The sequence below is a fragment of the Soonwooa purpurea genome (genome assembly GCF_053891095.1).
In genome coordinates this window covers 107,485-133,438 of the sequence record NZ_JBSSMA010000001.1, presented here as the reverse complement: position 1 = coordinate 133,438, position 25,954 = coordinate 107,485, and the positions used below count along the sequence as shown (strand labels likewise).

Sequence of the window (25,954 nt, the reverse complement as noted above, 5' to 3'; positions counted from 1 at the left end):
ATTATTTCGAGAACATTTTCGAAACTTTTTCTGCTTTTTTTGATTCTGAATAGTCGTAGAAACCTTCACCAGATTTTACACCCAATTTTCCTGCCATTACCATGTTTACTAACAATGGATTTGGTGCATATTTTGGATTTTTGAAACCGTCATACATCACATTAAGAATGGCTAGACAAACGTCTAGACCGATGAAGTCTGCTAATTGTAATGGTCCCATTGGGTGTGCCATGCCCAACTTCATCACGGTGTCGATTTCTTCCACGCCAGCCACGCCGTTGTACAATGTTTCGATAGATTCGTTAATCATCGGCATTAAAATTCTGTTCGCTACAAATCCGGGATAATCATTAACTTCTACAGGCACTTTACCTAAAGTTTTGCTCATTTCTGCAACCGCATTGTAAGTTTCTTGCGATGTCGAGTAACCTTTGATGATTTCTACCAATTTCATAATTGGCACAGGATTCATGAAGTGCATGCCGATAACTTTGTCTGGTCTTTTTGTCGCAGCGGCTATTTTCGTAATCGAAATAGATGATGTATTGGTTGCCAAAATACAATTAGCTGGAGAAAACTCATCCATTTGACCGAAGATTTTTAGTTTCAAATCTTGGTTTTCTGTAGCGGCTTCCACGATAAGATCAGCAGTTTTAGCAGCATCTTGCAAAGCGGTGTAGGTTGTGATATTTCCTAAAGTTTCCGCTTTTTGTTCTTCTGTAAGGTTGCCTTTTGCGATAATACGATCAAGATTTGTGGTAATGGTTTTGATCCCTCTGTCTAAAGCTTCTTGAGAAACGTCAACCAAACTTACACTAAAACCTGTTTGTGCAAACGTATGGGCAATACCATTTCCCATGGTGCCGGCACCTATTACTACGATGTTTTTCATTTTTTTAGTTTATTAATATATGGTTTTTATTAAAAGTAAAATTATAGCATAAATTAATGCTTTTTGCCAGTCATTTTTAAAATCCTTAGAAATTATAAAAGCTAACATGCTAACACAAAATAATGCTGGTAGAGAATATAGCAAATTAAATTTTTTTAAATTAATGATTATAGTGTATATTTCTTGACAAGTGAAAACAATCCAAAAAGTACAACTTAAAATCCAACCTGTTTTTTTGTTTTTAATAAAATTAATTCCCGAAAAAACACCTAAGATTCCTATTAAAAATAATTCAAAGTAAAAATAGATTTGTTTAGAAAGATTTATTTTTGGAAAATTTTTTTGAAGAGAAATGTCAGAAAAATACAATGCTTGAATATTGGAATATATATTTAAAATCATAAAAAGTCCTAGTCCTATACTTATAAATCCGATAACTTTTCTCATCTTTCTAATTAATCCTTATTTGATGTGTATTTGTAAATGATTTTTTTAATTAAGTTTAATGTTTTTTAGCAAAAGAATTAATGTTATAATGACATTTATTTAGATATATCTATATACAATTAGTTCATTTTTGATATTATTAGATAAAGCATTTCAATACATAAAAGATAAACTAATAAAATCTACATTATTTTTTGCAGAAATATGTTTATTTTTCATAATAAATTAACTTATCAACTTCATGATTTTGAGAGCTACTTTCAAAGCTTCTGTACCATCTTCTAAAGAAACCTCGATAGGTTTGTCATTTTCTATGGCATAGGCAAGACTTTCCAACTCGTCCAAAATAGCATTGTTGGGTTGGATATTTGGATATTCGAAAAGAATTTGATTTTTTTCGCCTTCCGCATTTTCAATAATCATATCGAAAGGTGATGGCTCTTCGGGCGCATCTTTCATACGGATAACTTCGGCTTTCTTTTCTAAAAAATCGACAGAAATATAGGCGTCTTGCTGGAAAAATCGAGATTTTCTCATGGCTTTCATAGAAATTCTCGACGTTGTTAAATTGGCAACACAGCCGTTTTCAAATTCGATTCGGGCATTGGTAATGTCTGGCGTTTTCGAAACCACACAAACACCGCTGGCGTGGATGTCTTTAACGGGTGATTTTACCAAACTTAATAAAATATCCAAATCATGAATCATCAAATCCAAAACCACAGAAACATCCGTCCCACGAGGGTTGAACTCCGCAAGACGATGGATCTCGATAAACATTGGGTTTTTGATGTAATCTTTGGTCGCAATAAAAGCTGGATTGTAACGCTCGACATGTCCTACTTGCGCTTTGATGCCTTTTTCTTTGCAAAGCCTGATAATTTCTTCAGCTTGTTCTAGCGTTTGGGTAATTGGCTTTTCGATGAAAAAATGCTTGCCTTTTTCAATGGCTTTTTTAGCATAATCGAAATGATACAATGTTGGGGTCACAATATCCAAAACATCTATCTGAGATAATAATTCATCCAGATTATCAAAATATTTGTAACCGAATTCAGCTTCTAGTTTTTTACCATTTTCGGTATCGCTGTCATAGAAACCAACAAGATGGTATTTTTCGGATTGATTAAGAAGTTTTAAATGAATTTTTCCTAAATGTCCTGCACCGACAAGACCTGCTTTTAACATAAATAAATTTATTTTTTAGAATCGTAAAGATAATGATTTTTAAGCGTTTTGAAATGTCAATTTTATGAATGAAATCACAGCTTAATTTTGCTACTTGTCAACACACTTTTTTCTGCAGCTTCCATAATTTTTAAGCTTTTAACAGCCTCGCTTGCAGATACCGGAACTTCTTCGTCCATCACAATACTGCGGTACAAATCGTCAAAAAGTCCAAGGTAATTACCTTGTAATGTTTCAATTTTTTTGCGATGTTCTCCAATGTTTAGGATAGCTTCTAGTGTTTTATCTTCAGTTCCCCAAGTGTCTCGATTAGGCGTTTTTCCCAGTTTTAAATCATCTTCTTGGACATCGCCACGCATTTTGATGAAACTGCCATTTCGACCTTGCAATACATAGCTAGGGAGTTGTTCTTTAGCGAAAAAAGTAGCCTTCAATCGCACACGATTGTTAGGGTAGAATAGGAGAATGTCAAAAAAATCGTTGACTTCGCTATTGGGACGCAAAGTTCTGATGTCCGCAAAAACAGCTTCTGGCCAACCAAAAAGTACCAAAGCCTGATCGATAATATGGGCGCCAAGATCCATCAAAATTCCCGAACCTGGTTGGTTCTTTTCTTTCCAAGCTTTTGGGCTGAGGTTGGGGTTGTAACGTTCGAATCGTATTTCGGCTTCTAGAATTTCGCCGAGCTCGCCTGATTTTAAAATATTTTGAGTCGTTAAAAAATCACTGTCCCAACGGCGGTTTTGATAAACGCATAGTTTCAGATTTTTTTCTATTGCGATGTTGTCTAGTTCTTCAGCTTCTGAGGACGTTGCTACAAATGCTTTTTCTACCAATACATGTTTGCCAGCTTCTAAAGCTTTTTTGGTGTATTCGTAATGCGTGTATATCGGCGTATTGACAATGATTAATTCGGCATCGCTTTGTAAAACGTCTTCTAAAGAATCAAAACTTTTAGTTTGTGGATAATCTTTTTGAATGTTTTTTTTACTTCGTTCCCAAGCGCCAATCAACTCATAGCCTTCATGAACATTAAGAAAAGGTGCATGAAATAATTTCCCAGAACCACCATAAGCTAACAGTGCTGTTTTTACCAATTGCATATTTTTAAAGTTTAATCAAAGTTAAGAATTAAGAACCAAGAGTCAAGAGTTAAGAAGTGAGAATTAAAATTCAAACACAACTGATAAAATTTTGAAATGCGATTTCATTCTTTTATTTTTGCCTAGATGAGAGATTCTTTTGTACATCGCGGAAAACGTCGCCAGTTGGTAGAATACCTTCAGCGTGGTTTGGGCATTCAAGATCCTTTGGTTTTAAAAGCTATGAACGAGGTGCCTCGACATCTCTTTATAGAAAGTATTTTTGAAGATTTTGCATACGAAGATCGCGCTTTTCCTATTGCCGCAGGACAGACCATTTCTCATCCTTCCACCGTTGCCGAACAATCCGAGTTGTTAGAATTAATCCCAGGAGAAAAAGTTTTGGAAATCGGAACTGGCTGTGGCTACCAAACCGCTGTTTTGATGGCAATGGACGCGCAAGTATATACGATAGAACGTCAAAAAAATCTATACGACTTTTCGGCTAAAATTTTTCGGGATATGTTGATGCGTCCGAAATATCAAAGTTTTGGAGATGGTTTCGAAGGTTTGCCAAGTTTTGCGCCTTTTGACAAAATTATTGTGACTTGCGGAGCCGAGCAGTTGCCAACCGAACTTTTGAAACAACTCAAAATAGGTGGTAAAATGGTAATTCCGTTAGGGAAAACCGAAGAACAGATGTTATGCCGATTTACCAAAGTTTCTGAAAAAGAATTTGAAAAAGAAGAATTCGGAATTTATAAATTCGTCCCCATGTTACAGGACAAAAATCATTAATCATGAATACAAAGCAGGAAAAAATGGAAGCTTTCGGGCGATTGCTCGATATTATGGATGATCTTCGTGAGAAATGTCCTTGGGATAAAAAGCAAACTTTTGAGACTTTGCGCCATTTGACATTAGAAGAAACCTACGAGTTGTCCGACGCGCTTTTGACCGAAGATTTACAAGAGATTAAAAAAGAACTTGGTGATGTATTGTTACATTTGGTTTTTTATTCTAAAATTGGTTCGGAGAAAAATAGTTTTGACATCGCGGACGTTATTAATGCTCTGAATGATAAATTGATTTTCCGTCATCCTCATATCTATGGCGATACCATTGCAGAAGATGAAGAAACGGTTAAGCAAAATTGGGAAAAACTAAAACTTAAAGAAGGTAACAAGTCTATTTTGTCGGGCGTTCCTAAGTCTATGCCGTCGCTTATCAAAGCCTATCGCATTCAGGATAAAGTGAAAGGCATCGGTTTTGAGTTCGATTCTGCAGATGATGCATGGCTCAAAGTTGAGGAAGAACTTGGAGAATTTCATGCAGAAACTAAGCTGGATAAAAAGGAAAAAGAATTGGGCGATGTGTTCTTTTCGTTGATTAACTATGCAAGAATTTCCGGGCTTAATCCAGATACAGCTTTGGAAAAAACAAATCATAAATTCATCTCCAGATTTCAAAAAATGGAAGATTTGGCAAGAGAAAAAAATCTGGTGCTTGCCGATCTCAATCTTACAGAAATGGATCAACTTTGGGAAGAAGCAAAAACTTTTGAGATCTAATTTAAACTTAAATTTACACCAAAAGTTTTTGGGAGATATTTTGCAGTTTAGTTTAAAATGTAAACTATTTCCTTATTTAATACAGAGAAATTTCTATCTTTGGTTTTATAACAATTTAAAATACATAAACTATGAAAGGAAAAGGCTGTCTAGTCCTAGTAATTGCCCTAGTTGTTATTGCAGGTATTGCATTGATGTGGGGTATTGGTGTTCGTAATAATTTTGTAACTCAGAAAAATGGCGTAGAATCAAAATGGTCAAACGTTGAAACGGTTTATCAAAAAAGAGCGAACCTTATCCCGAACCTTGAAAGAACTGTGAAATCTTATGCTAAATTTGAGCAAGAAACTTTAACGCAAGTTGTTGAAGCAAGAGCTAAAGCAACGTCTGTTAATATTGATCCTACCAATATGACCGAAGCGGATATGGCAAAATTCCAAGCGGCACAAGGTCAATTGTCTAGCGCATTAGGAAGATTAATGATGGTTGTGGAAAAATATCCTGACTTGAAAGCAGATCAACAATACACCAACTTCCAAAGAGAATACGTAGCGATAGAAAACAGCATTCGTACAGAAACGGTGTACTACAACGATGCAGCTAAAGATTACAATATTGCTATCCAAAAGTTCCCGAATAATATTGTAGCTAATTTTACAAACTTTAAAGAAAAACCTTACTTCAAAGCTGACGCAGGCGCAGAAAAAGCACCAGAAGTTTTTAAATAATGTACACATCTTTTTTGACAAATAAAGAAGTTGCATCCTTGGTAGATGCTATACAACAAGCCGAGTCTATGACTTCGGGCGAGATTCGTGTGCATATTGATTCTACCACAATTGACAATAATGCGAAAGTGGCTTGGCAAGTTTTCAAGTCACTTAATATGGATCAAACCAAAGAGCGAAATGCCGTGTTGTTTCATATTAATTTTGAACAAAAATATCTCACAATAATCGGTGACGAAGGTATTCACAAAAAAGTTCATCAAGACTTTTGGGATCAACTGCACGATGAGATTACCACAGCATTTGCGAGTTCAAAATATCATAAAGGCATTCACGATGCAATTCTTAAAACTGGTCAAGAACTTAAAAAATATTTTCCAACCAGCGAAAATAATACGAATGAATTATCCAATGAGATTAGCTTCTCGTAGCAGTCTTTTCTTGATTTTGTTGTTGAGCTTCTTCGGAGGTTTAATGGCACAAGATATTCCAGAAAAGCCCAAAGTCCTTTATCCAGTTTATGACCAGGCAAATCTTTTGACGCAGAAAGAACAAGATTTGCTGAATCAAAAATTAATCAAATTTGCAGATTCTACATCTACAGAAATAGAAGTTATTATCCTTCCGACAACGGGCGGACAAGACATCAACTTCTTGGCAACAATGTATGGTCAAAAATGGGAAATTGGTCAAAAAGGTGTTGACAATGGCGTTGTTTTTATGATTGCAACGGAAGATCGAAAGTTTGCTATTCAGCAAGGTCGCGCAGTCGAGCAATATTTGACTGCGTCTGTAGCAGGACAAATTCTAGATTATTTGGTAACGCCAGCCTTCCGAAAAGGAGAGTGGTACAAAGGTATAGATAGTGGAACTTCCGCAATAATGGAAGCTGTGCAAGGAAAGTTTAAACCAGCAACCAAAAAGAAAAAACCAGAAAATAGTATCAACATTGGAAGTATTATTTTTATTATCGTCTTGATTATTATTTTCATTTCTATAATTAACGGTAATGGAGGTGGTAATGGCGGCAACTATGACGATGATGACGATGTTATCTTGTCAAGAGGTGGAAGTCGCAGATACCGCGGCGGATTCTTCCCATTCCCAGGTAGTTTCGGCGGTGGAGGCTTTGGCGGTGGATCTTCTGGTGGCGGCTTTGGTGGTTTTGGCGGCGGCGGTAGCTTTGGCGGTGGCGGTGCCAGCGGCGGTTGGTAACCTTATTTTATCAAAATATACAAAAGCAATTCTTAACAGGATTGCTTTTTTTATTATATAAATGAGATTAATAGATTGCTTTCTTTTTGATAATTAAGTAATTTTACACAAATCAGAATTTTGAAAAAAACATTGGTGCTTTTTGCACATCCTTATTTTGAACATTCTACAACCAATGTGGAACTTATTAAAGCCTATAAGGACAATCCGGATATTGAGTTCAGAGATCTATACGAAGATTATCCCGACTTTCATATTCAGCCATTTCGAGAGAGAAAAAGAATTGTTAATTACGAAAGAATTGTTTTTCATTTTCCCTTGCTTTGGTTTGGGATGCCGCCTTTGTTAAAACTTTGGATTGATGAGGTTTTGGATATGAAATGGATAAACCATCAGGATCACAACCCACTTTCAAATATGGAAGCGATTATCGTGGTGAGCGTTGGTGGAAAAGAAGAAAGCTATACCGATAAAGGTCTTTATCGTACCCAATTGTCCAATCTTACTTTGGGCTTGAAATTATGTATCGAAACCAATAATATGATTCTAAAAGATGAACTTTTCATCTACCAAGCCGACGATATTAAAATTTTTGAAATAAAACCTTTCACCGAATTATTAAAAAAAATGCTTACTGATTAATGGAAAGTTCAATTGCAATGACCGCACTCATCTTTTTAGGCGCTGCCATCGTGATGGTTCCTATCGTCAAGCGTCTGGGACTTAGTTCCGTTATAGGCTACATTGTTGGCGGGATTATCATAGGTCCTTTTGTTTTAAAACTCACAGGAAATGAAGCTGGCAATGTCATGCATGCGACAGAATTTGGAGTGATTATGATGTTGTTTTTAGTCGGTTTAGAGTTGGATCCCAAGAAGCTTTGGGCCATTCGGAAAAGGATTTTAGGATTAGGACTTAGCCAATTGCTTATTACAATTATAGCATTATTCGCAGTTTTTTATTTTGCAGGATGGCGCACCAATAAGGCTTTTGTCATCGCCATGTGTTTTGCATTATCATCGACAGCTATTGTTTTGCAAACTTTGAAAGAAAAAAATCTTTTTCGAACAGCAAGTGGCGAGGCGTCCTTTTCGATATTGCTTTTTCAAGATATTGCAGTAATTCCGATTTTGGCATTATTGCCGATTATTTCACCATTGGATACGGATAATTCGCACGAAAAGATTTTGTTACAATATTTGCCAGATTGGCTGCAGCCTTTTTCACTATTGGTTGGGATGGCAGCTTTGGTCTTATTAGGAAAATATGTATTTGTACCGTTTCTAAGATTCGTTTCAAAATCTGGTATGAACGAACTTCTAACAGCTTCTTCGTTGTTCTTGGTTATTGGTGTTTCAGAATTAATGATTTCCGTAGGTCTTAGTCCAGCTTTAGGCGCTTTTATTGCTGGCGTTATGCTTGCCAACAGCGAGTTTCGCCATGAATTGGAAAGCCAAATAGATCCTTTTAAAGGACTTTTGTTAGCAGTTTTCTTTGTAAGTGTGGGCTCGACAATTAATTTTACAATTATTAAAAACGATCCTGTTTTTATTTTTACAACTGCTTTTGCGGTTTTGGCTGTTAAAGCTTTGATTCTCTTTGGAATAGCCAAATATTATAAAATGAATAATAACCAAAGCTTTTTCATTGCTTTTGCATTATCGCAAGTTGGTGAATTTGCTTTTGTGTTGGTGAATTTCTCAACCAGTTTATACCTTATCGATAAGCAAACAAATGCTGAGATGTTAGCAGTTGTTGCCATTACAATGTGTGTGACACCATTCTTGCTAATGTTTAAAGAAGGTTTTTTGGATGATAAATTTAATGAAGAAAAACCTGGGGCTTTACCATTAGAACCGATTACCCAACGGAAAATTATTATTGTAGGCTTTGGTTTTTTTGGAAGTACCGTAGGCCGACTTTTAAGAGCTAATGGCGTGAGGTCAACAGTTTTGGATAGCGATCCGGAGCGAATAGCTTTATTGAGATCCAACGGTTTTAATGTCTATTTTGGTGATGCAACCAAACATTCTTTGCTTCGTGCTGCGGGTATTGAAGATGCATCGATTCTTATTATTTGTTTGGACGATCCAGAAAAAAATAAATTGATCGTCGAATATGTTCATGAAAACTTTCCGAAAGTTAAAATCTTTGTAAGAGCCAAAAACAGACTAGACGCCTACGATTTTATCAACAATGGCGTGGAAAATATCTACCGCGAAACTTTAGGGACAGCTGTAGATTTGGCGGTCGATGTTTTGCGGGCAACAGGCATGCGAAGCTACACCGCAAGACGCATGGGGAAACGATTTATGCTAATTGACAAAGCTTCGACAAAAAAATTAGCCAAACAGCAAGTTAGCGATTTAGTCACTTTTGGACTTCGGGATTCTTACGAACGCGAAGCAGAATTGTTGGCTTACGATAGCATTACGTTTGATGAAAATTTTTGGAGCGAAGACGATGATGATGACAAAATGGAAGAAGAAAAAAGTTAAAACCGAATTTCCATTCTCAGCCGCATTCTATTCATAATATTTTTTCTACCTTTAGATATTCAATAAGAAAATTAAAATGAAAAAAGTAACAACTAGCGTGTTGATGGCTATTTTGGCTTTCAATATTTCTTGTAGTACAATGAAACAAAATACAACAACAGAGACGGCTACAACTAGCCAAAGTAATTCGGGCGACGATGCGATGAAAAATAATCCTTTCATGACCAAAAGTAAGCTTCAATATGAAGCGCCAGAATTTGATAAAATTAAAGATTCGGATTTCAAACCTGCTTTTGATTATGGATTGAAACAACAAGAACAAGAAATCAATATGATTGCTAACGTTCGATCTGTACCAACTTTTGAAAATACAATTCTCGCTATTGAGAAAAGTGGCGAAGTCTTAAAACGTGCGCAGATTGTGTTTTACAATTTGACAAGTGCCAATACCAATCCAACTTTACAAGCTTTGGAAGAAGAATATGCACCCATTTTTGCAGCACATTCGGACAAAATATTTCTTAACGAGTTTCTTTATAATAAAGTAAAATCTATAAAAGAAGATGGTCTAGATTCAGAAAGTAAAAAGCTTCTTCAATATTATAAACAAAATTTTGAAATCGCTGGCGCTAATCTTTCAGCTGAAAAGAAAGAAGAATTAAAACAAGTTAACCAAGATTTGGCATCTTTATCAACACAGTATTCTAACAAGTTGTTGGAAGCAAGAAAACAAGGTGGTGTTTTAATTTCTGATGTTAAAGAGTTGGATGGCCTTTCTGCCGACGACATTGCCGCTGCCGCTGCCGATGCAAAAGCCGCTGGGCAAGACGGTAAATATCTTTTGGCGCTTCAGAATACCACGCAGCAACCAATGCTTCAGAATCTTAAAAATCGTGCAACTAGAGAAAAACTGTTTAAAGCATCTTGGCAAAGAGCAGAAAAAGGTGATGCTAACGATACACGAGCCACCATCGAAAAATTAGCGAAACTAAGACTTAAAAAAGCACAAATCCTTGGTAAGCACAATTTTGCTGAATGGAAGCTACAAGACCAAATGGCAAAAACACCAGATGCTGCTAAACAATTGATGGATCAGTTGGCAAAACCTGCTGTGGAAACTGCAAAACGCGAAGCCAAAGATATTCAGAATTTGATAGATCAACAAAAGGGCGGTTTCAAACTTGAGCCTTGGGACTGGAATTTTTATGCAGAACAAGTGCGAAAAGCAAAATTCGATCTTGATGAAAATGAAATAAAACCTTATTTTGAACTTACAACAGTTTTGGAAAAAGGTGTTTTTTATGCAGCTGAAAAATTCTATGGCATCACTTTTAAGAAAAGAACCGATTTGCCAGTTTATCATCCAGATGTTGTGACTTACGAAGTCTTTGACCATGATGGTAAATCTCTAGCTATTTATTATTTGGATTTCTATACTAGAGATTCTAAAAGTGGTGGTGCATGGATGAGTAATTTTGTAGAGCAATCGCACATGATGGGTACCAGACCTGTCATTGTAAACTGTTATAACTATCAAAAACCTGCTCCAGGAAAAGCATCACTTATTAGTTATGATGATGTTACGACAATGTTCCATGAGTTTGGACATTCTATTCATGGGATATTTGCAGATCAAAAATACACTTCTTTATCGGGAACCAATGTTCCAAGAGATTTTGTAGAATTCCCATCTCAGATTAATGAGCATTGGGCATTGGATCCTGTAGTTTTGAAAAATTATGCAATTCATTATGAAACCAAGCAGCCAATACCGCAAGCTTTGGTGGATAAGATAAAAAGGGCAGCGACTTTTAACCAAGGTTATATGACCACCGAATTGGTGTCTGCAGCGATATTGGATATGGATTGGCATACGGTAACGAAAGATGCGGATTTTAAACCAGTATTGGATTTTGAAAAAGCGTCTTTGTTGCAACATGGCTTCACTTTGGGAACTGTTCCGCCACGATATCATACGCCTTATTTTGCACACATTTGGGGTGGCGGCTATTCGGCGGGTTATTACGCTTATATTTGGTCGGAGACTTTAGATGCTGATGCTTGGGAATGGATTCGTGATAATGGCGGATTGACTAGGGAAAACGGCGATAGATTCCGTAAGTATATTTTATCCGTTGGTAATTCGGTGGATCTTAATAAAGCTTTCAAAGATTTTACTGGTAGAAATCCCGACATCAAACCATTGTTAAGAAACAGAGGTTTTATTAAATAAGAATTTAAATTTTTAGAAATAAACAAAAAGCAAGAGAGATCTTGCTTTTTTTGTTGAATCTGCGGCCGGGATGGTAAGGGCGCGAGCGTGAGCGAGCGGTCTGAAGACATTGCTAAGATTAAGCTTGGGGTGTCTGAAGACGGTACCCCTGCACAGCCCGAAATGCCGCCCAAATAAAAATCCGCCCTATAAATGGAGCGGATTTCTAGAATTTATTTTTTCAAATGTTGGTCAAAATAATCGGTGACTTTTTGCATCAGATGAACGCGGTCTTTGCCGATAACATTGTGCTCGTGGCCAGGATAAACAAAATAATCCAGTTGTACGCCATTGTCCACAGCTGCTTTTAAAAACTTGATAGAATGTTGCCAAACCACCACGTCGTCTTGTGCACCATGTATCATTAATAATTTGCCTTTAAGATTCTGAACTTTGTCCAAAAGATTGGCTTTGGCGTAACCTTCCGGATTCTCTTGTGGCGTGTCCATATAACGTTCTGTGTACATTATTTCGTACATGTTCCAGTCGATAACGGGGCCACCAGCAACGCCAGCTTTGAAGACATCTGGATGTTTCAACATAAATGAGGTTGTCATAAAACCGCCGAAACTCCAGCCGTGAATTCCCATATTTTGTGCATCCACATAAGGAAGCGATTTTAGATAATCCACACCTTTTAGTTGGTCGTTCATTTCTGTTTCTCCTAAATTTCTAAACACAGCTTGCTCAAATTTTAGTCCACGGTTAGACGATCCGCGACCATCCATTGTGAAGATGATATAGCCGTTTTGTGCCATATATTCGTACCAAAGGTTGCCAGAAGCTGGGAAAGAATTGGTCACCAACTGCAAGTGTGGGCCGTTGTACAGATAGACAATTGTCGGATATTTTTTGTTGGGATCAAAATCGGTTGGTAAGATGATTTTTCCATAAAGATCTGTGCCATCATCAGCTTTTAATGTCACGTTTTTGATTTCGGGACGTTTGTAATTTTTTAATGGATTTTCTGATGTTAAAATATTCTCAGACTTCAAGTTATTGGTATGGATGATGTTGGCAACTCTTGGCGTTGTAGCATTGGCGTAAATATCATATAGCTTGGATCCGTCTTTTGAAAGGATTGCTTGGTGCATACCTTTATCTTTTGACAATTTTTCGATTTTTTGGTTTTGCCAATTCACCCGATAAAGATGTCTTTCCAAAGCCGTTTCTTTAGTAGAAACAAAATAGATGTCTTTTTGTTTTTCATTAAAACCAAGAGTTTCGGTTACCAACCAATCGCCATTTGTCAATTGTGAAACCAATCCTTTATCTATATTGTAAAGGTATAAATGGTTATAACCCGTTCTTTGACTTTGCCAAATAAAATCCTTATTAGAACCTGGTAAAAAAAGCATTGGATTTTGCGGTTCTACATATTTATCACCTTTTTCTTCGAATAAAGTTTTTATGAAATTACCAGTTGAAGCATCATACTGATTCAACTTCATGTCGTTTTGACCGCGATTAAGAACGGCTACGAAAATATATTTGGAATCTGGACTCCACGACACAGCTGTTAAATATTGTTCTTTATCACCATCAATTTTTAAAAATGTTGTCGAATTGTTTTTGATGTTGAAAATACCCAAAGTTACTTCGTGTGACTTTTGCCCAGCCATTGGATATTTGATATTCTTGTTGACAGCGGGTGTTACAGACCAATCGATAATGGGATAATCTTTCACCATGCTTTGGTCCATTTTGTAGAAAGCCACCAATTCCGAATTAGGTGCAGGAAAGATTCCGCCTTTTATTCCAAATTCGTTTCTGTGGACCGCTTGGCCATTCACAATATCTTTGTTTTGGTCGTTGGTAATGGCGATTTCTTTTCCGTTTTTGTTTAAAAACAAGTTATTGTCTTTGGTATAAACGAAGTTTTTGTTGTCTGCTAAAAGTTGAAAATTTTCTTTGTTTTCTGGCATCGTAGTTTTTTCGGCAATCGTCCAGTTTTTTCCAGTTTTTTTCAACCAAGTTATTTCATTATTTGCCACAAAATAAGCGCTGTCATTTCCAATAAAATTAATTCTAGGAAGTGCTTTTAATTTTTTTGTACCAAGATGTTGATTCAGTTGAAACAACGAAATTAAAGTGTCTTGTTTTTTCGTTTTCAAATCTGTGGCTAAATAAGCATTTTTCACAGATTGGATGTAGGATTGTCCATCTTCTGACCAAGAAAATTGAGAAATGCTTTTAGGAGCTAAAGTGCTTCGCATGCCATTAACCGCTTCCGCCATGGTAAATTTTTGTTCCTGTGCAAAAGCCAAGCTGCTAATTGATAAAGCAAGCAAAGAGTATTTTAAAAATTTCATTTGAAAAGGTATTAAATATCCAAAAATACGGATTTATCTTTGAATTTTTAGCGTTTAAAATTTAATACTTAATCCTAATGTTTTGTATTCGTAAACTTGTGCTGCGGTTAACTGAAGTTTGTATTTTTTAGGTTTGTTAGCGATATTTTTATCAGAAGATTTTGTAATTCTGGATTTTGCAATATTTTTACCAATAATGTAACCCAACAAAATTGCGATAGGATAGTCGGATGCCCAGTGGACTTCGCTTTGCATCATCTCAAAAGCTAAAAGTCCTAAAAGTGAGTATCCTATAGGTTTTATCCATTTTTTTTCGGGATAGTTTTCTGTTAATACGGTTAACGCAGACATGGCGGTCATTAGGTGTCCAGAGGGCATAGCGTCATATCGGGAAGTGTCATTTTGATAGGTTTTAAAACTGGGCGCAAATTTCCAAGCGCTGTGTTGACGACCTTCATTAATGGTAACAAAAGGACTTTCGCGTCCTGTTAATCTTTTTATAGGTTGAGAAAATAATCCCGAAATAGCGATACTTTCTAGCAATTGTAATGATGTGCTCATCGCACGATAGTCGTTGTCAATAAGTCCATAAGTTAGCATTCCGCCAGATAAAAGTACCACGGTCATTCCGTTTCCTAAAAAATAAAATGCGGAGTTAGCATTTCCTGGAATAATTTTTAAAGGACCTAAATCTTTGTAATAATGATCTTCTGATAATCCCAAATCATTGCCAAAACTGCGACTATTTTTAATAACCCAAGGATCTGCAGGTAACATAGCGAGTGTTAAACCTAACGCACCTAATGAATAAGGGTAAACTTCTTTTGAAACGACATCTTTGGCAGTTCCTACAACGTTAGTCGGGATTTTGTTAACCAAGTCCCAGATTCTTGGTTTTTGATAAGTAAAGGTTTCGGTTTCTGAGATTTTGTAAGATTGTGTTTTGGGTAATTCTGCAATTATATTATCGAGAACAATACTGTCTTTTTCTTGACAGAACAAATTTATACAGGACAGAAAGCTTGCTGCAATTAATGATTTTGAGGGGATATTCATGGTAGTTTTTATGTTGCCGCGAATTTAGCATAATTTTAAAGAAGCTAAAAAAAAATCCTTCAGTTATGAAGGATTATTAAATATTATGAAGTCTGCTCGGACAGATATTCCCATTCTTGTAGGGCTACGTCAAGATCTTCTTTTGTTTTGTTATATTTTTCTAAAGTGTCGTCACTAGGGTTTTCTTTAGTAAACTGAGTTTCAAATGTTGCAATCGTTTCCTCAAGTTCAGAAATGCGTTCTTCAACTTTTTTAATTTTATTTAAAATCGCTTTTTGTTCTTTACTCACAAAAGCATTGTTGGTAGAATTTTCTGTGGCGATTGGCTTTTCCTCGGCTTTTTTTTCTTCAACAGCTTTTTGGACTTCACCATGAAGTTTTGCCTTTTCAATAGAAACTTCGCGAATGCTTTCTTTTTGACGGAATTCTAGGTATTCATCAATGTTTCCTAAGAATTCTTTCATTTTTCCATCACGGAATTCAAAAATTTTATCACAAAGTCCTTGTAAAAATTCACGGTCGTGAGAAATAACAATCAAAGTCCCTTCGAATTTCTGTAAAGCCAATTTGATAATTTCCTTTGACTGAATGTCCAAGTGGTTCGTAGGCTCATCCATAATCAACGTATTGAACGGACGTAGCAACAATTTGCAAAGTGCCAGACGGTTACGTTCTCCACCAGAAAGGACTTTGGTTTTCTTGTTAACATCTTCACCTTGGAACAAAAAAGATCCTAGCAAATCACGAACTCTAGGTCTGGTTTCTTCAGTTGCGGCATCTTCTGCTTCTTGTAAAACCGTTTTGTCAGGTGTTAAAACTTCTTCTTGATTCTGAGCAAAATAGCCAATGTTAACATTGTGACCGAGTGTCCACGATCCCGAATAATCTTTAATATCGTCTGCCAAGATTTTTGCTAAAGTGGTTTTGCCTTGACCATTCTGTCCCAACAAAGCGATACGATCGCCACGTTGTATAAAGAAATCGACATCATCAAAAACCTTTTTGTTGCCATAAGATTTTCCTAGTTTATCGGCTTCGAAAACCACCTTTCCCGGAACAACAGATTGTACAAATCGGATATTGAATTTCGATACGTCATCGTTATCAATTTCGATGCGTTCTATTTTTTCTAATTTTTTAATCAAAGATTGCGCGAAAGAAGCTTTTGTCGCACTAGCACGGAACTTGTTGATGTTATCTTCCATCTGCTTGATTTCGGCATCTTGATTTTTCTTAGCTTGTGTTAGCTTTTCGCGACGTTCTGCACGCATCACAAGATATTTGGTATAGTTGGCTTTGTAGTCGTCAACTTTTTTGTTGTTGATGTCAAAAGTTCTGTTGCAGACAGCAGTCATAAACTGTTTGTCGTGACTTACCAATACAATGGCGCCATTGTAATCTTTAAGGAAATTTTCGAGCCATACGATAGATTCCATGTCCAAGTGGTTGGTAGGCTCATCGAGAAGCATCAAATCATTTTTTTGTAAAAGAAGTTTTGCGAGTTCTATTCTCATGCGCCAGCCACCAGAAAATTCGTCGGTGATTTTTTGAAAATCGTCAGCTTTAAAACCTAAACCAAACAATACTTTCTCCACATCGCCTTCCAAATTATAAGCATCATGATTCATCAACAGATCATTGAGTTCCGTCATTTTTTGAATGATATTGGAATAGTCATCGCTTTCGTAATCAGTTCTGGTTGCCAGTTGGTGGTTAACGTTATCCAGTTCTGCTTTCCACGCGTTGATTTGTTCAAAAGCCTGCATGGTTTCGTCCCAAACGGTTCTGCCTTTTACAAAATCAAGGTCTTGTTTTAGGAAGCCAATTGTAATGTTACCATCGGGTACAACGTTGCCTTCGTAGAAATTAATTTCTCCAGAAAGCATTTTGAGAAGCGTAGATTTCCCAGCGCCATTTTTCCCAACCAATCCGACTTTGTCATCTTTTTTGATCGTAAAATTGACATCTCTAAAAAGATAACTTCCCGAATGATGAAGTCCTAAACCTTGTACTGAAATCATGTTTTAAAATTTTCGGTGCAAAAGTAAGGATTTTAAGCGAGAGAGAAAATTTGCTTTTTGCTATTAATAACCAATAATTTTTGATGCTTTAATAGTTTCGTACGGTCACATGGTAACAGCTTTGCTGTTTTTCTTTGATGAAATATATTCTTCCCAGGCTTTCATAATATTTTAAAACCTTGAGAAGAGCGGCGTCTAGTTTTTGATTGTGGGCGAGCTTTCCATTGAAGCGAACATAAGAAATATCAAATGAATTTCCGTAGTTGTGAGAGCTTATCCCAAGAGAAGCATTGGAATTGACTTTTCTAAGTTTGCATTGGTCCTCCAAAGTTCTTGTGATAGAGGTGATGGTAATTTTCGCACCATTATTTTCTTTGCTAAATCGCGCTCCGATTTTTTCTAAAGTGGTTTTTGCTTTGGTCACAAGATAAGGTCTGCTGTAATCCAGTTTTTGAACTTTGTAACCTTTTGCGCTTAGTTTTACTTTTGGAAGTTTTCCTTTGTCATTATATTTGTTAACATCTTTGGTGTCCTTTAGAAGTTTAATTTTAAATTTCTTCGAGGCGTCCAAATGTGGCTGATACAGAGGTGTTGCCTCAACTTTTAGAATTTTTTTAAGATCGTAACATTCTAAAGTTTTGTTGTTTTGACTAAAATAAAAATGGGTTAAAAAAAATAAACAAGCGAAAATATATCGTTTCATTTTATTGAATTGATTAGGCAAAGATAAGGCTTTCTTTAAAAAATTAGTTACACATATTTAGGTTAAACGATAAGGAAGATATTTTTATTTACTTTTTTAATCTAAAATTTAACAAATGACAAAAAGCGCTTTTCTCCTAGGAAGACTTCGGCTTTACATTGCAATATTATTATCTTTGCAAAAATAAATTTCAAAATGAGCAATAGACCAATTTCAGAATTTCTTGAAAAGTACTATTTACACTTTAACGCGGCTGCTTTGGTAGATGCGTCTAAAGGTTATGTTGCCCACCTAAAAGATGGCGGGAAAATGATGATTACTCTTGCTGGTGCAATGTCTACAGCAGAAATGGGTAAAATTTTAGCCGACATGATTCGTCAGGGAAAAGTAGATATTATCTCTTGTACAGGGGCAAACCTTGAAGAAGATGTAATGAACTTGGTGGCGCATTCACATTATAAAAGAGTTCCTAATTATAGAGATTTAACGCCTGAGCAGGAAAGAGAATTGCTAGATCAGCATTATAATAGAGTAACCGATACTTGTATTCCGGAAGAAGAAGCTTTCAGAAGATTGCAAAAACATTTGGAAGATGTTTGGCATGCTGCTGAAGAAAAAGGAGAAAGATATTTCCCACACGAATTTTTGTATCAAGTAGTAAACTCTGGAGTTCTAGAGCAGTATTACGAAATCGATCCTAAAGATTCTTGGATTGTAGCGGCGGCTGAAAAAAACTTGCCTATCGTTTGTCCAGGTTGGGAAGATTCTACAACAGGAAACATTTTCACCTCTAACGTTATCAAAGGAAACTTAAATGTTCACACCGTAAAATCAGGTATCGAATACATGATTTATTTAACGGAATGGTACAGGGCCAATTCAGGTGGAAAAGGCGTTGGTTTCTTCCAAATTGGTGGCGGTATCGCTGGAGATTTCCCCATTTGTGTAGTTCCGATGATGTATCAGGATTTAGAGTGGGAAGACGTTCCTTTCTGGTCGTATTTCTGTCAGATTTCCGATTCTACAACGTCTTACGGTTCGTATTCAGGAGCGGTTCCGAACGAAAAAATCACTTGGGGAAAACTGGATATCGATACACCTAAATACATTGTGGAATCAGATGCAACTATCTGTGCACCATTGATGTTTACTTATATTTTAGAAAATTCTTAATTCAAGAATTTTTAGATAATTGAAAAGCCTTCAGAATATTCTGGAGGCTTTTTTTGTGTCAAATCTTTATTGTTTTTTTTGAATAATAATAAACATTATTTGTAATAATAATGGCTTATAAGTGTGTTGTTAGTGTTTTTGTTTTATTATGTGTGTGTTGTTATAAAAAATATTATATTTATAATGAAAACTACCTAAATAACATGAACGCTTTTATTTCTATCATCTTTCGATGCACAAAAGACATCGCGAATAGTCTTTTTCCTGAACATTTAAAATATTTATATGGCGGAAGCATGAATAAGATTTTCCAATCGGATTTTGTATCTCTCGATTATTTATTATCCCAACACTCAGATTTGTTTTTATTAGACTCTATTAACAAAAGAATATTTATAACAAATTCTTTTTCTAAAATTATTAAACATGATATTCTTGTAAATGTTCAATTATATGTTATTATTGTTGTTGTTTTAATACTGATAATAGCTTTTCAGTATAAAAAAAATAAAGAGTTAAAAAGCAAGCTTCAACAATTGGATCATGATTTACAAAACCGAAATACGAAGATGGCATTGCAAGATATAATACAATTAGCAAAAAAGAATGACGCTTCATTTTTGACACATTTTGCTGATTTGTATCCTAATTTTATATGTAATTTAAAAACTATTAATCCTAAGTTGGAACAGTCTGAACTGGTTTTTTGTTCCATGATTAAGTTGAATTTTAGTTCAAAAGAAATTGCACAATGTTTAGTGATTCAACATACTTCCGTCCAACGAAGAAAAAACAGAATTAGGAAAAAATTTTCTATTCCAGATGATGTTAATATTTACGAATTCTTTTCAGAAATGTAAATTTTATTTCTGATATGATATTGATGTCATACCCCTAAAGTACCATGCTGTTTTTTTTGTATTATTTATGTCATACTCTTATTATAGGTTGTCATACCTATGTCATATTGAAATATTAGTGTTTTTGATTGGGGGAGATTTATATTTGATACATAAAACATAAACATGATAGGCAAGAAACTTAACAGCAGAATTTTTTCATTCCATCGAGTTTTCATTCTTTTACTTGAGAGATTCCTCTTATCGGTGTTGAGAGCGCCACCTATTATTTAATTATATTTTTTTCTCTTATTGTTTAAGTCTTAATTAAAAGTCTATTAATTAATTACTAAAGACCAATACAATTGTGTTAATGACATTTTATAATTTAATAGGTTTAAAAATGAAATATTTATTCAATATACTTGCTATTGTATCTTTTGGTATGATAGTTAATGCACAGGTAGGTATTAATACAACTTCACCAAATGCAACTTTAGATGTAAGTGCTAAAAGAGATGCAAGTGGAAATATTGTCGATACCAACCAATATGTTGGTTTGCAAACACCTAGACTAACGCGGGCAGAATTAACCAACCTAAGTATTTCTTATGGTGCTTCTCATCAAGGTACTTCGGTCTATATTACTGACGTTACGGGAGGCAATGCCAATGATCAGCGAATTAATATGACAAGTGTAGGATATTATTATTTTGATGGAAGTGTATGGAAAAGAATGCAAACTACTGACAATTCCAGCTCTGGATCAGTTAATAGTACAGTTTACAAAGCGCGAATAGGTGGCGGTAACGGTATATTGAATATTGCTCTACTGGCAGATGATCAATATATTGATTTTTCTACGGCTACGGGCTCTAATAATACTTTTCATAATGGTAGTACATCTCCAATGATTGCAACAGGCATTTTAAAAATCCAAGAAGCTGGCATGTATTCCATAGGTTATTATTTTCGTTACGGATCGGGAATACAGTTGTCAGCTTTAGATCTTTTTAATGGAGGTTTTGCTGGCATAAAAATTTTTAAAAATGGTACTGAGATTGATAGGAGAAATTTCTCTGGAGCTAATATTAGTTTGACGCAATTAATAGGTGGACTCCTCGGAGGACTTAACTTAGGTGTTCTTAATCTTATAATTTCCTCTAGTGAAATCAATACAATTTATAAACTAAATAAAGATGATGAACTTACTTTCGCGGTGCGATTAGGCGGTTTAGTAAATCTTAATTTGCTCACAGATAGAGAGGCTTCGTTATCAGTTCATAAAATCTCAAATTAAACCAAACAAAAGCTTTTATAAATATTAATAAAAAGATAAAATACTAAGTTTAGGTTTAAAAAAAGTAAACCTCTAGAAATTTCTAGAGGCTTATTTTTTAAAGCATTACTACGCCTTCTATTTCGGCAACTTTTTTATAAATGTTGATAACTTGGTCTGCGTCTAGTACAAAACATTGTATCGTACAAGCTGTATAGTTTCCGTTTTTGCTTTCGCGGTTACTAAAAGTGAATTTGAGACCGTCAAAGACTTTCAGAATTTCTGTAATCTTTCCAGAATCACTGGGAATGATAAATTTGTACAAATATTCTTCAGGAAAATTATGATGATCTGTCAATTTCTCATGAAGCGATTTATAAAATTCATCAGGACTTTTATAATTGCTATTGATAATTTCTGCCATAAATTTAAGTTTTTAAATCAATAAAAAGTTTCCAAAATATAGGAAATACAAAGATAGTGATATTTAATTTTTAGAATATCAAACTCATTATTTTAAAAAAAAACTAACTGTTTAATATTCATAAAGTTTTTATTTCTTTAATAAGTCAAAACTTTGGAATCTTTACTTTTTAAAAGCATTGTTCAAGACATCTGCATTTTGTTTTTCATAATTAGAAATTAACGCGAAAAGCCCATTTACCATTTGTTGTGTTGCTAAATTACTTATCATGCTTGCGTTATTATTGCTACTAGAATTTCCACCGAAAAGATTTCCTAGTAGATTATTGCCTTTCAAAGCGGTATTTATAGTTTTAATAATGCCGTATTCGTTAAGTTTTTCATCCACTTTCGGCGCTAGTGCAGCGATAAGTTGGGATTCTGTTTTCTCTCTCAAAATCTGAGTTGCAATGCCAGAGCCGCCTTGCGCAATTCTTTCGGCATCGTTCGTGGTAAGACTATTAACACCATTTATCAAAATCGGTTCTGCAAGATTTGAGGTGAATGCCGCAGCTTCAGCAATATATTCTTTTTCTTTTTGTACCAAGCTGGAAAGTCCAAGACCACTCAATGTAGCGTTGATACTTCTCAACTGCGAAGGCATAGCTTGGTCGATAAGATTATTAGACAAAAATGCATTTTTATCTTTAAAAGTTGATAATCCGCTAGAAATTCCGCCAACCAATATTCTCTTGATGATAGAAAGTCCAATACTTGAGGTTGCCAAAGCCACGCAAGATTGGCTAACGCCTGCAATCGCAATGGTGCCAAGTGTTGCTGTGATGATAAATTTATGTCTCATGATATTTTTAAATTCTGGATAAAGAGATCTCAAAAATTAAGCCATCGAAAATTTTAAAAGCCAACGTGCCAAATATTGTAGCATTGAGGAGATTTTGTTTAACTTTAAAAATAAAAACATGTCATTAGAAATAAATAAGAATATTATCCTTAAAAATCCCGAAACTAAAGCCTTTTTGGCAGATGCTTATTTCCCAAAAGGAGAAAGCAATTTGCCATTGCTAATTTTTGTACATGGCTACAAAGGTTACAAAGATTGGGGCGCTTGGGAATTGATGGTTCAAAAAATTGCAGAAGCTGGATTTTATGTCGTTAAATTTAATTTTTCTTACAACGGAACCACTTTAGAAGATACAACGAATTTTGCTGATTTGGAAGCTTTCGGACACAATAATTATTCTAAAGAAATGTCTGATCTTAAAGTGGTTATCGATTATTTTCTACAACAAAAAGAAGTTGATCCAGAGCGCTTAGCTTTAATGGCACATAGCCGAGGCAATGGAAATATTGCCATCCAAGCGAGTGAGGATTCTCGCGTAAAAGCCTTAGTCGGTTTGGCAGGTATTTCGGATTATGGCTCGCGTTTTCCGTCTGCTGAAGTCATTGAAGATATCAAAAAAGCAGGCGTTGTGTATATCGAAAATCAAAGGACCAAACAACAGATGCCACATTATTACCAATTTTTTGAAGATTTTAAACAACACGAAAAACATTTTAATATCGAAAGAGCTGTCAGGAGTTTAGAAATTCCATATTTGATTATCCATGGCGCGGCGGATGATACGGTGAAAGTAAAAGAAGCAGAACAACTGCAAGAGTGGTCCAAACAATCGGAATTAATTATTATTGAAGATGCAGATCATGGTTTTGGAAGTTCTGAGCCTTGGACAAAATCTCAAATGCCAGAAGATTTGGCTTTAGCAACAGAAGAAATTATCGAGTTTTTAAGAAATATTTTAAATTGATTTTACGAATTAAAAATTAATGTATGATAGATTTTATAAAACGCGATAAACTCTTTTATAAATTTAAAAAAGCTTTATTGGTTGACTTTTTGCATTAGTTTTGTCAAATAAAATTTAAATAATTAAAAAAATAAAAATATGAAAAGTTCAATCGGAATCGAAGCAAAACAAATTAAAGATAATACAGAGATCTTGTCCGTAATTTTGGCAGACGAACATATTTTGTACACCAAAACCAGAAATGCACATTGGAATGTCGAAGGCACAGATTTTCACAGTATGCATGTTTTTTTTGAAAGTCAATATGATGAGTTGGCGGAAGTAATTGATGAGGTTGCAGAACGCATTCGTCAATTGGGACAATCGGCGCCAGCAACTTTGAAAGAATTTTTGCAACTCAGTCGATTAACAGAGAAAAAAATTGCGAAAAACGATAGTCAAAATTTTATAAAAGCTTTGTTAGAAGATCAAGAATCCATCATCAAATACATTCGTGATGCTGTTGCGAAAATGGAAGATTCCAAAGATTTCGGAACCGAAGATTTCTTGGTTGGACTTTTAGAAAAACACGAAAAAATGGCTTGGATGCTTCGCGCACATCTTGTAAAATAATTGAATGCAAATAAAAGAAAAAGCAGTCTCAAGATAATTGAGACTGCTTTTTTTTATTTTTTAAGTTGATCGTTATACGTAGGCTTAAAATCTTTTTTCAAAGTATTGTCAAGCGTTTTTGCAAAACTATTCACCAGTTGTGTTAGGTTTTTAAAATCAATGACAGAAATATCGTCATTCACTTTGTGATAATGATTTTGATTGTTCATATCGACTGTAGAAAACGAGTGTGCCACGACATTTTTCTTTACAAAAGAAGCATTGTCCGAACGGTAGAACAAGCCTTGACTAAGATAAGGATCGGCAACGATTTTAAAATCATCAACCGCGTTAGCATTGATTAACTCGTCCAAATCTGAAACGTTATCGCCCGTCATAAACATTTTGTTAGCACCAAATTCTGACTTGGTACCAATCATTTCGAAGTTAAAAAGCGCTTTAATATTCGGGAGATATTTTTTGAATTCACCATTATCTGCTAGATTGCGAGAACCTACCAATCCAATTTCTTCAGCATTGAAGCCTAAAAACATATAAGAATACTCATCGTTTCGGTCTTTGTAATAATCCGAAAGTGCGATTACCGCAGAGGTTCCGCTAGCATTATCATCGGCGCCATTATAGATGTTGTCATCGCCAGATTTTTTTTCTCCGATGTGGTCAAAGTGCGCCCCGAATGCGATAAGCTTATCTGTTTTTCCTTTCTTGATAGCGCAAACGTTAAAATACATTTCGTCTTTGTAATGAAAAGGAACCAAATACGATTGTCCATAACAGTAATCCAATTTGTTCTTTTTGAATTGCTCAGCAATATATTCAGCCGCTTTTTCGTTTTCAGGCGTTCCGACTTTTCGACCTTTCATGTCATCCGAGGATAAAGTGGTGACAATTTCTTTAATTCGATTTTCAGAAATGGATTGAGCGAATATCAAACTTGCGGAACAAGCCAATAATAGTGCAGTTATTTTTTTCATTAATCTAATTTTAAAATTTCCCAAGCTTTGGCAATATTGTTTTGATGAAGTTCTTTTTGAGCTTTGATATGGATATTTTCTTCACTAGAAAAATCAGTTCCAGGCAAGCTTTCAACATTCGCTAACATTCCGAGATTATTTCCTGTAAAGATGCTGCTGTTTTTGATAACATCAGGAAGTTGGTCGTAGCCAATACCTTTTGTAACCAAAGGTTTTGGAACTTCGAAAAGACTTCCAGCATTGCTTCTTGAATAATAGTTAGCGCCAAGTCTTGCCACAAGATCCAATTTGTTTTGATCCAAATTACCATCTTCACCCAAAAATTCTTCTTGGATATGGATTTTTACAACTTCGCAAATGATTAAATTTCCTGATCCGCCAACATCGCCCAAAGCTTTTATTTCTAAAACTTTGCATTCAAAATTAACGGGAGATTCAGCTATTAATGGTGGTTTTACCAATTCGGCGGGCTTCATTGTTAAGCCAGATTTTACAAATTCGTTAACGCCATCTTCGTATTCTGTACTCGCCAAAGAGACTTGTTGTACCATGTTATAATTGACATTTCCGATGACTACTTCCGGAACTTCTAACAGGTTATGAAGTGTATGTTTGGTCGTATTGTCACGAACGCGACGGCTTGGTGAAAATATGAGAATCGGTGGTTTGGTGCTGAACATATTGAAAAAGCTAAAGGGCGAAAGATTGATTTCGCCTTTAGCGTTTATTGTACTAGCCAAAGCAATTGGACGTGGCGCAATTGCCGACTGCATGACCAATTGTAATTGGGGACTCGAGAGTTCTTTAGGATCAATTATTTTCATATTAATTCTGAATCAGAGAAGGATTCAAAAATTTGTTATT

General features: G+C 35.3%; 25 protein-coding genes. 13 read left to right on the top strand and 12 right to left on the bottom strand.

Annotation, left to right across the window (positions count from 1 at the left end):
• Position 1: 1 nt before the first annotated feature.
• The 4 genes from ACVFVN_RS00565 to ACVFVN_RS00550 form a co-directional block, all read right to left on the bottom strand.
• Positions 2-892 (bottom strand): 3-hydroxybutyryl-CoA dehydrogenase, encoded by an 891-nt coding sequence (locus ACVFVN_RS00565; protein ID WP_165132635.1) that lies wholly within the window; start codon positions 890-892, stop codon positions 2-4.
• A 12-nt stretch (positions 893-904) separates the two neighbouring features.
• Positions 905-1,339: a hypothetical protein gene (locus tag ACVFVN_RS00560; protein WP_456233726.1), complete on the bottom strand. Its 435-nt coding sequence runs from the start codon at positions 1,337-1,339 to the stop codon at positions 905-907.
• Between the two features lie 225 nt (positions 1,340-1,564).
• Positions 1,565-2,527: a Gfo/Idh/MocA family protein gene (locus ACVFVN_RS00555; RefSeq protein ID WP_165132629.1), complete on the bottom strand. Its 963-nt coding sequence runs from the start codon at positions 2,525-2,527 to the stop codon at positions 1,565-1,567.
• Between the two features lie 74 nt (positions 2,528-2,601).
• Complete coding sequence (locus ACVFVN_RS00550; protein ID WP_456233725.1) at positions 2,602-3,630, bottom strand: Gfo/Idh/MocA family oxidoreductase; 1,029 nt, start codon at positions 3,628-3,630, stop codon at positions 2,602-2,604.
• 126 nt (positions 3,631-3,756) lie between these two features.
• Here ACVFVN_RS00550 and ACVFVN_RS00545 point away from each other — a divergent pair, with 126 nt between their 5' ends.
• The 8 genes from ACVFVN_RS00545 to ACVFVN_RS00510 all read left to right on the top strand — a co-directional run bounded on the left by ACVFVN_RS00545 (position 3,757) and on the right by ACVFVN_RS00510 (position 11,854).
• The gene (locus ACVFVN_RS00545) at positions 3,757-4,407 is read left to right on the top strand and encodes a protein-L-isoaspartate(D-aspartate) O-methyltransferase (protein ID WP_165132623.1); all 651 of its coding nucleotides are present in this window, start codon (positions 3,757-3,759) and stop codon (positions 4,405-4,407) included.
• Positions 4,408-4,409: 2 nt separating this feature from the next.
• A complete protein-coding gene (gene mazG / locus ACVFVN_RS00540; protein WP_456233724.1) occupies positions 4,410-5,180 on the top strand; it encodes a nucleoside triphosphate pyrophosphohydrolase in 771 nt (256 codons plus the stop codon).
• Between the two features lie 131 nt (positions 5,181-5,311).
• Entirely contained in the window at positions 5,312-5,908 is a 597-nt protein-coding gene (locus ACVFVN_RS00535) for a LemA family protein (protein ID WP_456233723.1), read from the top strand.
• Complete coding sequence (locus tag ACVFVN_RS00530) at positions 5,908-6,339, top strand: TPM domain-containing protein (protein ID WP_456233722.1); 432 nt, start codon at positions 5,908-5,910, stop codon at positions 6,337-6,339. Before ACVFVN_RS00535 ends, ACVFVN_RS00530 begins: the two co-directional genes overlap by 1 nt.
• Positions 6,320-7,123 carry a TPM domain-containing protein gene (locus tag ACVFVN_RS00525; protein WP_456233933.1) on the top strand — a complete coding sequence of 268 codons (804 nt, stop codon included), beginning with the start codon at positions 6,320-6,322 and terminating at the stop codon, positions 7,121-7,123. The genes ACVFVN_RS00530 and ACVFVN_RS00525 overlap by 20 nt, the downstream gene beginning before the upstream one ends.
• Before the next feature lie 120 nt (positions 7,124-7,243).
• Positions 7,244-7,765 (top strand): NAD(P)H-dependent oxidoreductase, encoded by a 522-nt coding sequence (locus tag ACVFVN_RS00520; RefSeq protein ID WP_165132611.1) that lies wholly within the window; start codon positions 7,244-7,246, stop codon positions 7,763-7,765.
• Entirely contained in the window at positions 7,765-9,621 is a 1,857-nt protein-coding gene (locus ACVFVN_RS00515) for a monovalent cation:proton antiporter-2 (CPA2) family protein (protein WP_456233721.1), read from the top strand. The genes ACVFVN_RS00520 and ACVFVN_RS00515 overlap by 1 nt, the downstream gene beginning before the upstream one ends.
• Positions 9,622-9,823: 202 nt before the next feature.
• A complete protein-coding gene (locus ACVFVN_RS00510; protein ID WP_456233932.1) occupies positions 9,824-11,854 on the top strand; it encodes a M3 family metallopeptidase in 2,031 nt (676 codons plus the stop codon).
• A gap of 212 nt (positions 11,855-12,066) precedes the next feature.
• Here ACVFVN_RS00510 and ACVFVN_RS00505 read toward each other — a convergent pair whose 3' ends face one another.
• From ACVFVN_RS00505 to ACVFVN_RS00490, 4 genes are all read right to left on the bottom strand, one after another.
• On the bottom strand, positions 12,067-14,205 hold the full coding sequence (locus ACVFVN_RS00505) for a DPP IV N-terminal domain-containing protein (protein ID WP_456233720.1): 2,139 nt from the start codon (positions 14,203-14,205) through the stop codon (positions 12,067-12,069).
• Positions 14,206-14,259: 54 nt separating this feature from the next.
• Positions 14,260-15,261 carry a phosphatase PAP2 family protein gene (locus ACVFVN_RS00500; RefSeq protein WP_456233719.1) on the bottom strand — a complete coding sequence of 334 codons (1,002 nt, stop codon included), beginning with the start codon at positions 15,259-15,261 and terminating at the stop codon, positions 14,260-14,262.
• An 83-nt stretch (positions 15,262-15,344) separates the two neighbouring features.
• Positions 15,345-17,282, bottom strand: a complete 1,938-nt coding sequence (locus tag ACVFVN_RS00495; protein ID WP_456233718.1) for an ABC-F family ATP-binding cassette domain-containing protein — start codon at positions 17,280-17,282, stop codon at positions 15,345-15,347.
• A gap of 88 nt (positions 17,283-17,370) precedes the next feature.
• A complete protein-coding gene (locus ACVFVN_RS00490) occupies positions 17,371-17,985 on the bottom strand; it encodes a DUF5715 family protein (RefSeq protein WP_456233717.1) in 615 nt (204 codons plus the stop codon).
• A gap of 195 nt (positions 17,986-18,180) precedes the next feature.
• Between ACVFVN_RS00490 and ACVFVN_RS00485 the strand changes: the two genes are divergently transcribed.
• The 3 genes from ACVFVN_RS00485 to ACVFVN_RS00475 all read left to right on the top strand — a co-directional run bounded on the left by ACVFVN_RS00485 (position 18,181) and on the right by ACVFVN_RS00475 (position 21,297).
• Positions 18,181-19,158, top strand: coding sequence for a deoxyhypusine synthase family protein (locus ACVFVN_RS00485; RefSeq protein WP_374329535.1), 978 nt, complete (start codon positions 18,181-18,183; stop codon positions 19,156-19,158).
• A gap of 203 nt (positions 19,159-19,361) precedes the next feature.
• Positions 19,362-20,018 (top strand): helix-turn-helix transcriptional regulator, encoded by a 657-nt coding sequence (locus ACVFVN_RS00480; protein WP_456233716.1) that lies wholly within the window; start codon positions 19,362-19,364, stop codon positions 20,016-20,018.
• Positions 20,019-20,400: 382 nt separating this feature from the next.
• A complete protein-coding gene (locus ACVFVN_RS00475) occupies positions 20,401-21,297 on the top strand; it encodes a hypothetical protein (protein ID WP_165132554.1) in 897 nt (298 codons plus the stop codon).
• Positions 21,298-21,394: 97 nt separating this feature from the next.
• Here ACVFVN_RS00475 and ACVFVN_RS00470 read toward each other — a convergent pair whose 3' ends face one another.
• Both ACVFVN_RS00470 and ACVFVN_RS00465 read right to left on the bottom strand, forming a co-directional pair.
• Positions 21,395-21,700: a DUF493 family protein gene (locus ACVFVN_RS00470; protein ID WP_456233715.1), complete on the bottom strand. Its 306-nt coding sequence runs from the start codon at positions 21,698-21,700 to the stop codon at positions 21,395-21,397.
• Between the two features lie 162 nt (positions 21,701-21,862).
• Positions 21,863-22,540 carry a DUF4197 family protein gene (locus ACVFVN_RS00465; RefSeq protein ID WP_456233714.1) on the bottom strand — a complete coding sequence of 226 codons (678 nt, stop codon included), beginning with the start codon at positions 22,538-22,540 and terminating at the stop codon, positions 21,863-21,865.
• Between the two features lie 118 nt (positions 22,541-22,658).
• Here ACVFVN_RS00465 and ACVFVN_RS00460 point away from each other — a divergent pair, with 118 nt between their 5' ends.
• Complete coding sequence (locus ACVFVN_RS00460) at positions 22,659-23,504, top strand: alpha/beta hydrolase family protein (RefSeq protein ID WP_456233713.1); 846 nt, start codon at positions 22,659-22,661, stop codon at positions 23,502-23,504.
• 138 nt (positions 23,505-23,642) lie between these two features.
• Positions 23,643-24,116 carry a Dps family protein gene (locus tag ACVFVN_RS00455; RefSeq protein WP_456233712.1) on the top strand — a complete coding sequence of 158 codons (474 nt, stop codon included), beginning with the start codon at positions 23,643-23,645 and terminating at the stop codon, positions 24,114-24,116.
• A 53-nt stretch (positions 24,117-24,169) separates the two neighbouring features.
• On the opposite strand, the gene ACVFVN_RS00450 is transcribed toward ACVFVN_RS00455, so the two are convergent.
• Together ACVFVN_RS00450 and ACVFVN_RS00445 are read right to left on the bottom strand one after the other, a co-directional pair.
• Complete coding sequence (locus tag ACVFVN_RS00450; protein ID WP_456233711.1) at positions 24,170-25,090, bottom strand: M28 family peptidase; 921 nt, start codon at positions 25,088-25,090, stop codon at positions 24,170-24,172.
• Entirely contained in the window at positions 25,090-25,914 is an 825-nt protein-coding gene (locus tag ACVFVN_RS00445; RefSeq protein WP_456233710.1) for a flavin reductase family protein, read from the bottom strand. Before ACVFVN_RS00445 ends, ACVFVN_RS00450 begins: the two co-directional genes overlap by 1 nt.
• Positions 25,915-25,954 lie beyond the last annotated feature (40 nt).

Bases quoted from the DNA above. Each gene is read 5' to 3' on its own strand.
- ACVFVN_RS00455 (WP_456233712.1), top strand. From the start codon at position 23,643: ATGAAAAGTTCAATCGGAATCGAAGCAAAACAAATTAAAGATAATACA.
- ACVFVN_RS00510 (WP_456233932.1), top strand. From the start codon at position 9,824: ATGAAAAATAATCCTTTCATGACCAAAAGTAAGCTTCAATATGAAGCG.
- ACVFVN_RS00550 (WP_456233725.1), bottom strand. From the start codon at position 3,630: ATGCAATTGGTAAAAACAGCACTGTTAGCTTATGGTGGTTCTGGGAAA.
- ACVFVN_RS00515 (WP_456233721.1), top strand. From the start codon at position 7,765: ATGGAAAGTTCAATTGCAATGACCGCACTCATCTTTTTAGGCGCTGCC.
- ACVFVN_RS00470 (WP_456233715.1), bottom strand. From the start codon at position 21,700: ATGGCAGAAATTATCAATAGCAATTATAAAAGTCCTGATGAATTTTAT.
- ACVFVN_RS00450 (WP_456233711.1), bottom strand. From the start codon at position 25,090: ATGAAAAAAATAACTGCACTATTATTGGCTTGTTCCGCAAGTTTGATA.
- ACVFVN_RS00465 (WP_456233714.1), bottom strand. From the start codon at position 22,540: ATGAGACATAAATTTATCATCACAGCAACACTTGGCACCATTGCGATT.
- ACVFVN_RS00485 (WP_374329535.1), top strand. From the start codon at position 18,181: ATGAGCAATAGACCAATTTCAGAATTTCTTGAAAAGTACTATTTACAC.
- mazG (WP_456233724.1), top strand. From the start codon at position 4,410: ATGAATACAAAGCAGGAAAAAATGGAAGCTTTCGGGCGATTGCTCGAT.
- ACVFVN_RS00500 (WP_456233719.1), bottom strand. From the start codon at position 15,261: ATGAATATCCCCTCAAAATCATTAATTGCAGCAAGCTTTCTGTCCTGT.
- ACVFVN_RS00480 (WP_456233716.1), top strand. From the start codon at position 19,362: ATGAACGCTTTTATTTCTATCATCTTTCGATGCACAAAAGACATCGCG.
- ACVFVN_RS00545 (WP_165132623.1), top strand. From the start codon at position 3,757: ATGAGAGATTCTTTTGTACATCGCGGAAAACGTCGCCAGTTGGTAGAA.
- ACVFVN_RS00505 (WP_456233720.1), bottom strand. From the start codon at position 14,205: ATGAAATTTTTAAAATACTCTTTGCTTGCTTTATCAATTAGCAGCTTG.
- ACVFVN_RS00460 (WP_456233713.1), top strand. From the start codon at position 22,659: ATGTCATTAGAAATAAATAAGAATATTATCCTTAAAAATCCCGAAACT.
- ACVFVN_RS00555 (WP_165132629.1), bottom strand. From the start codon at position 2,527: ATGTTAAAAGCAGGTCTTGTCGGTGCAGGACATTTAGGAAAAATTCAT.
- ACVFVN_RS00535 (WP_456233723.1), top strand. From the start codon at position 5,312: ATGAAAGGAAAAGGCTGTCTAGTCCTAGTAATTGCCCTAGTTGTTATT.
- ACVFVN_RS00490 (WP_456233717.1), bottom strand. From the start codon at position 17,985: ATGAAACGATATATTTTCGCTTGTTTATTTTTTTTAACCCATTTTTAT.
- ACVFVN_RS00565 (WP_165132635.1), bottom strand. From the start codon at position 892: ATGAAAAACATCGTAGTAATAGGTGCCGGCACCATGGGAAATGGTATT.
- ACVFVN_RS00445 (WP_456233710.1), bottom strand. From the start codon at position 25,914: ATGAAAATAATTGATCCTAAAGAACTCTCGAGTCCCCAATTACAATTG.
- ACVFVN_RS00560 (WP_456233726.1), bottom strand. From the start codon at position 1,339: ATGAGAAAAGTTATCGGATTTATAAGTATAGGACTAGGACTTTTTATG.
- ACVFVN_RS00525 (WP_456233933.1), top strand. From the start codon at position 6,320: ATGAGATTAGCTTCTCGTAGCAGTCTTTTCTTGATTTTGTTGTTGAGC.
- ACVFVN_RS00530 (WP_456233722.1), top strand. From the start codon at position 5,908: ATGTACACATCTTTTTTGACAAATAAAGAAGTTGCATCCTTGGTAGAT.
- ACVFVN_RS00475 (WP_165132554.1), top strand. From the start codon at position 20,401: ATGAAATATTTATTCAATATACTTGCTATTGTATCTTTTGGTATGATA.
- ACVFVN_RS00495 (WP_456233718.1), bottom strand. From the start codon at position 17,282: ATGATTTCAGTACAAGGTTTAGGACTTCATCATTCGGGAAGTTATCTT.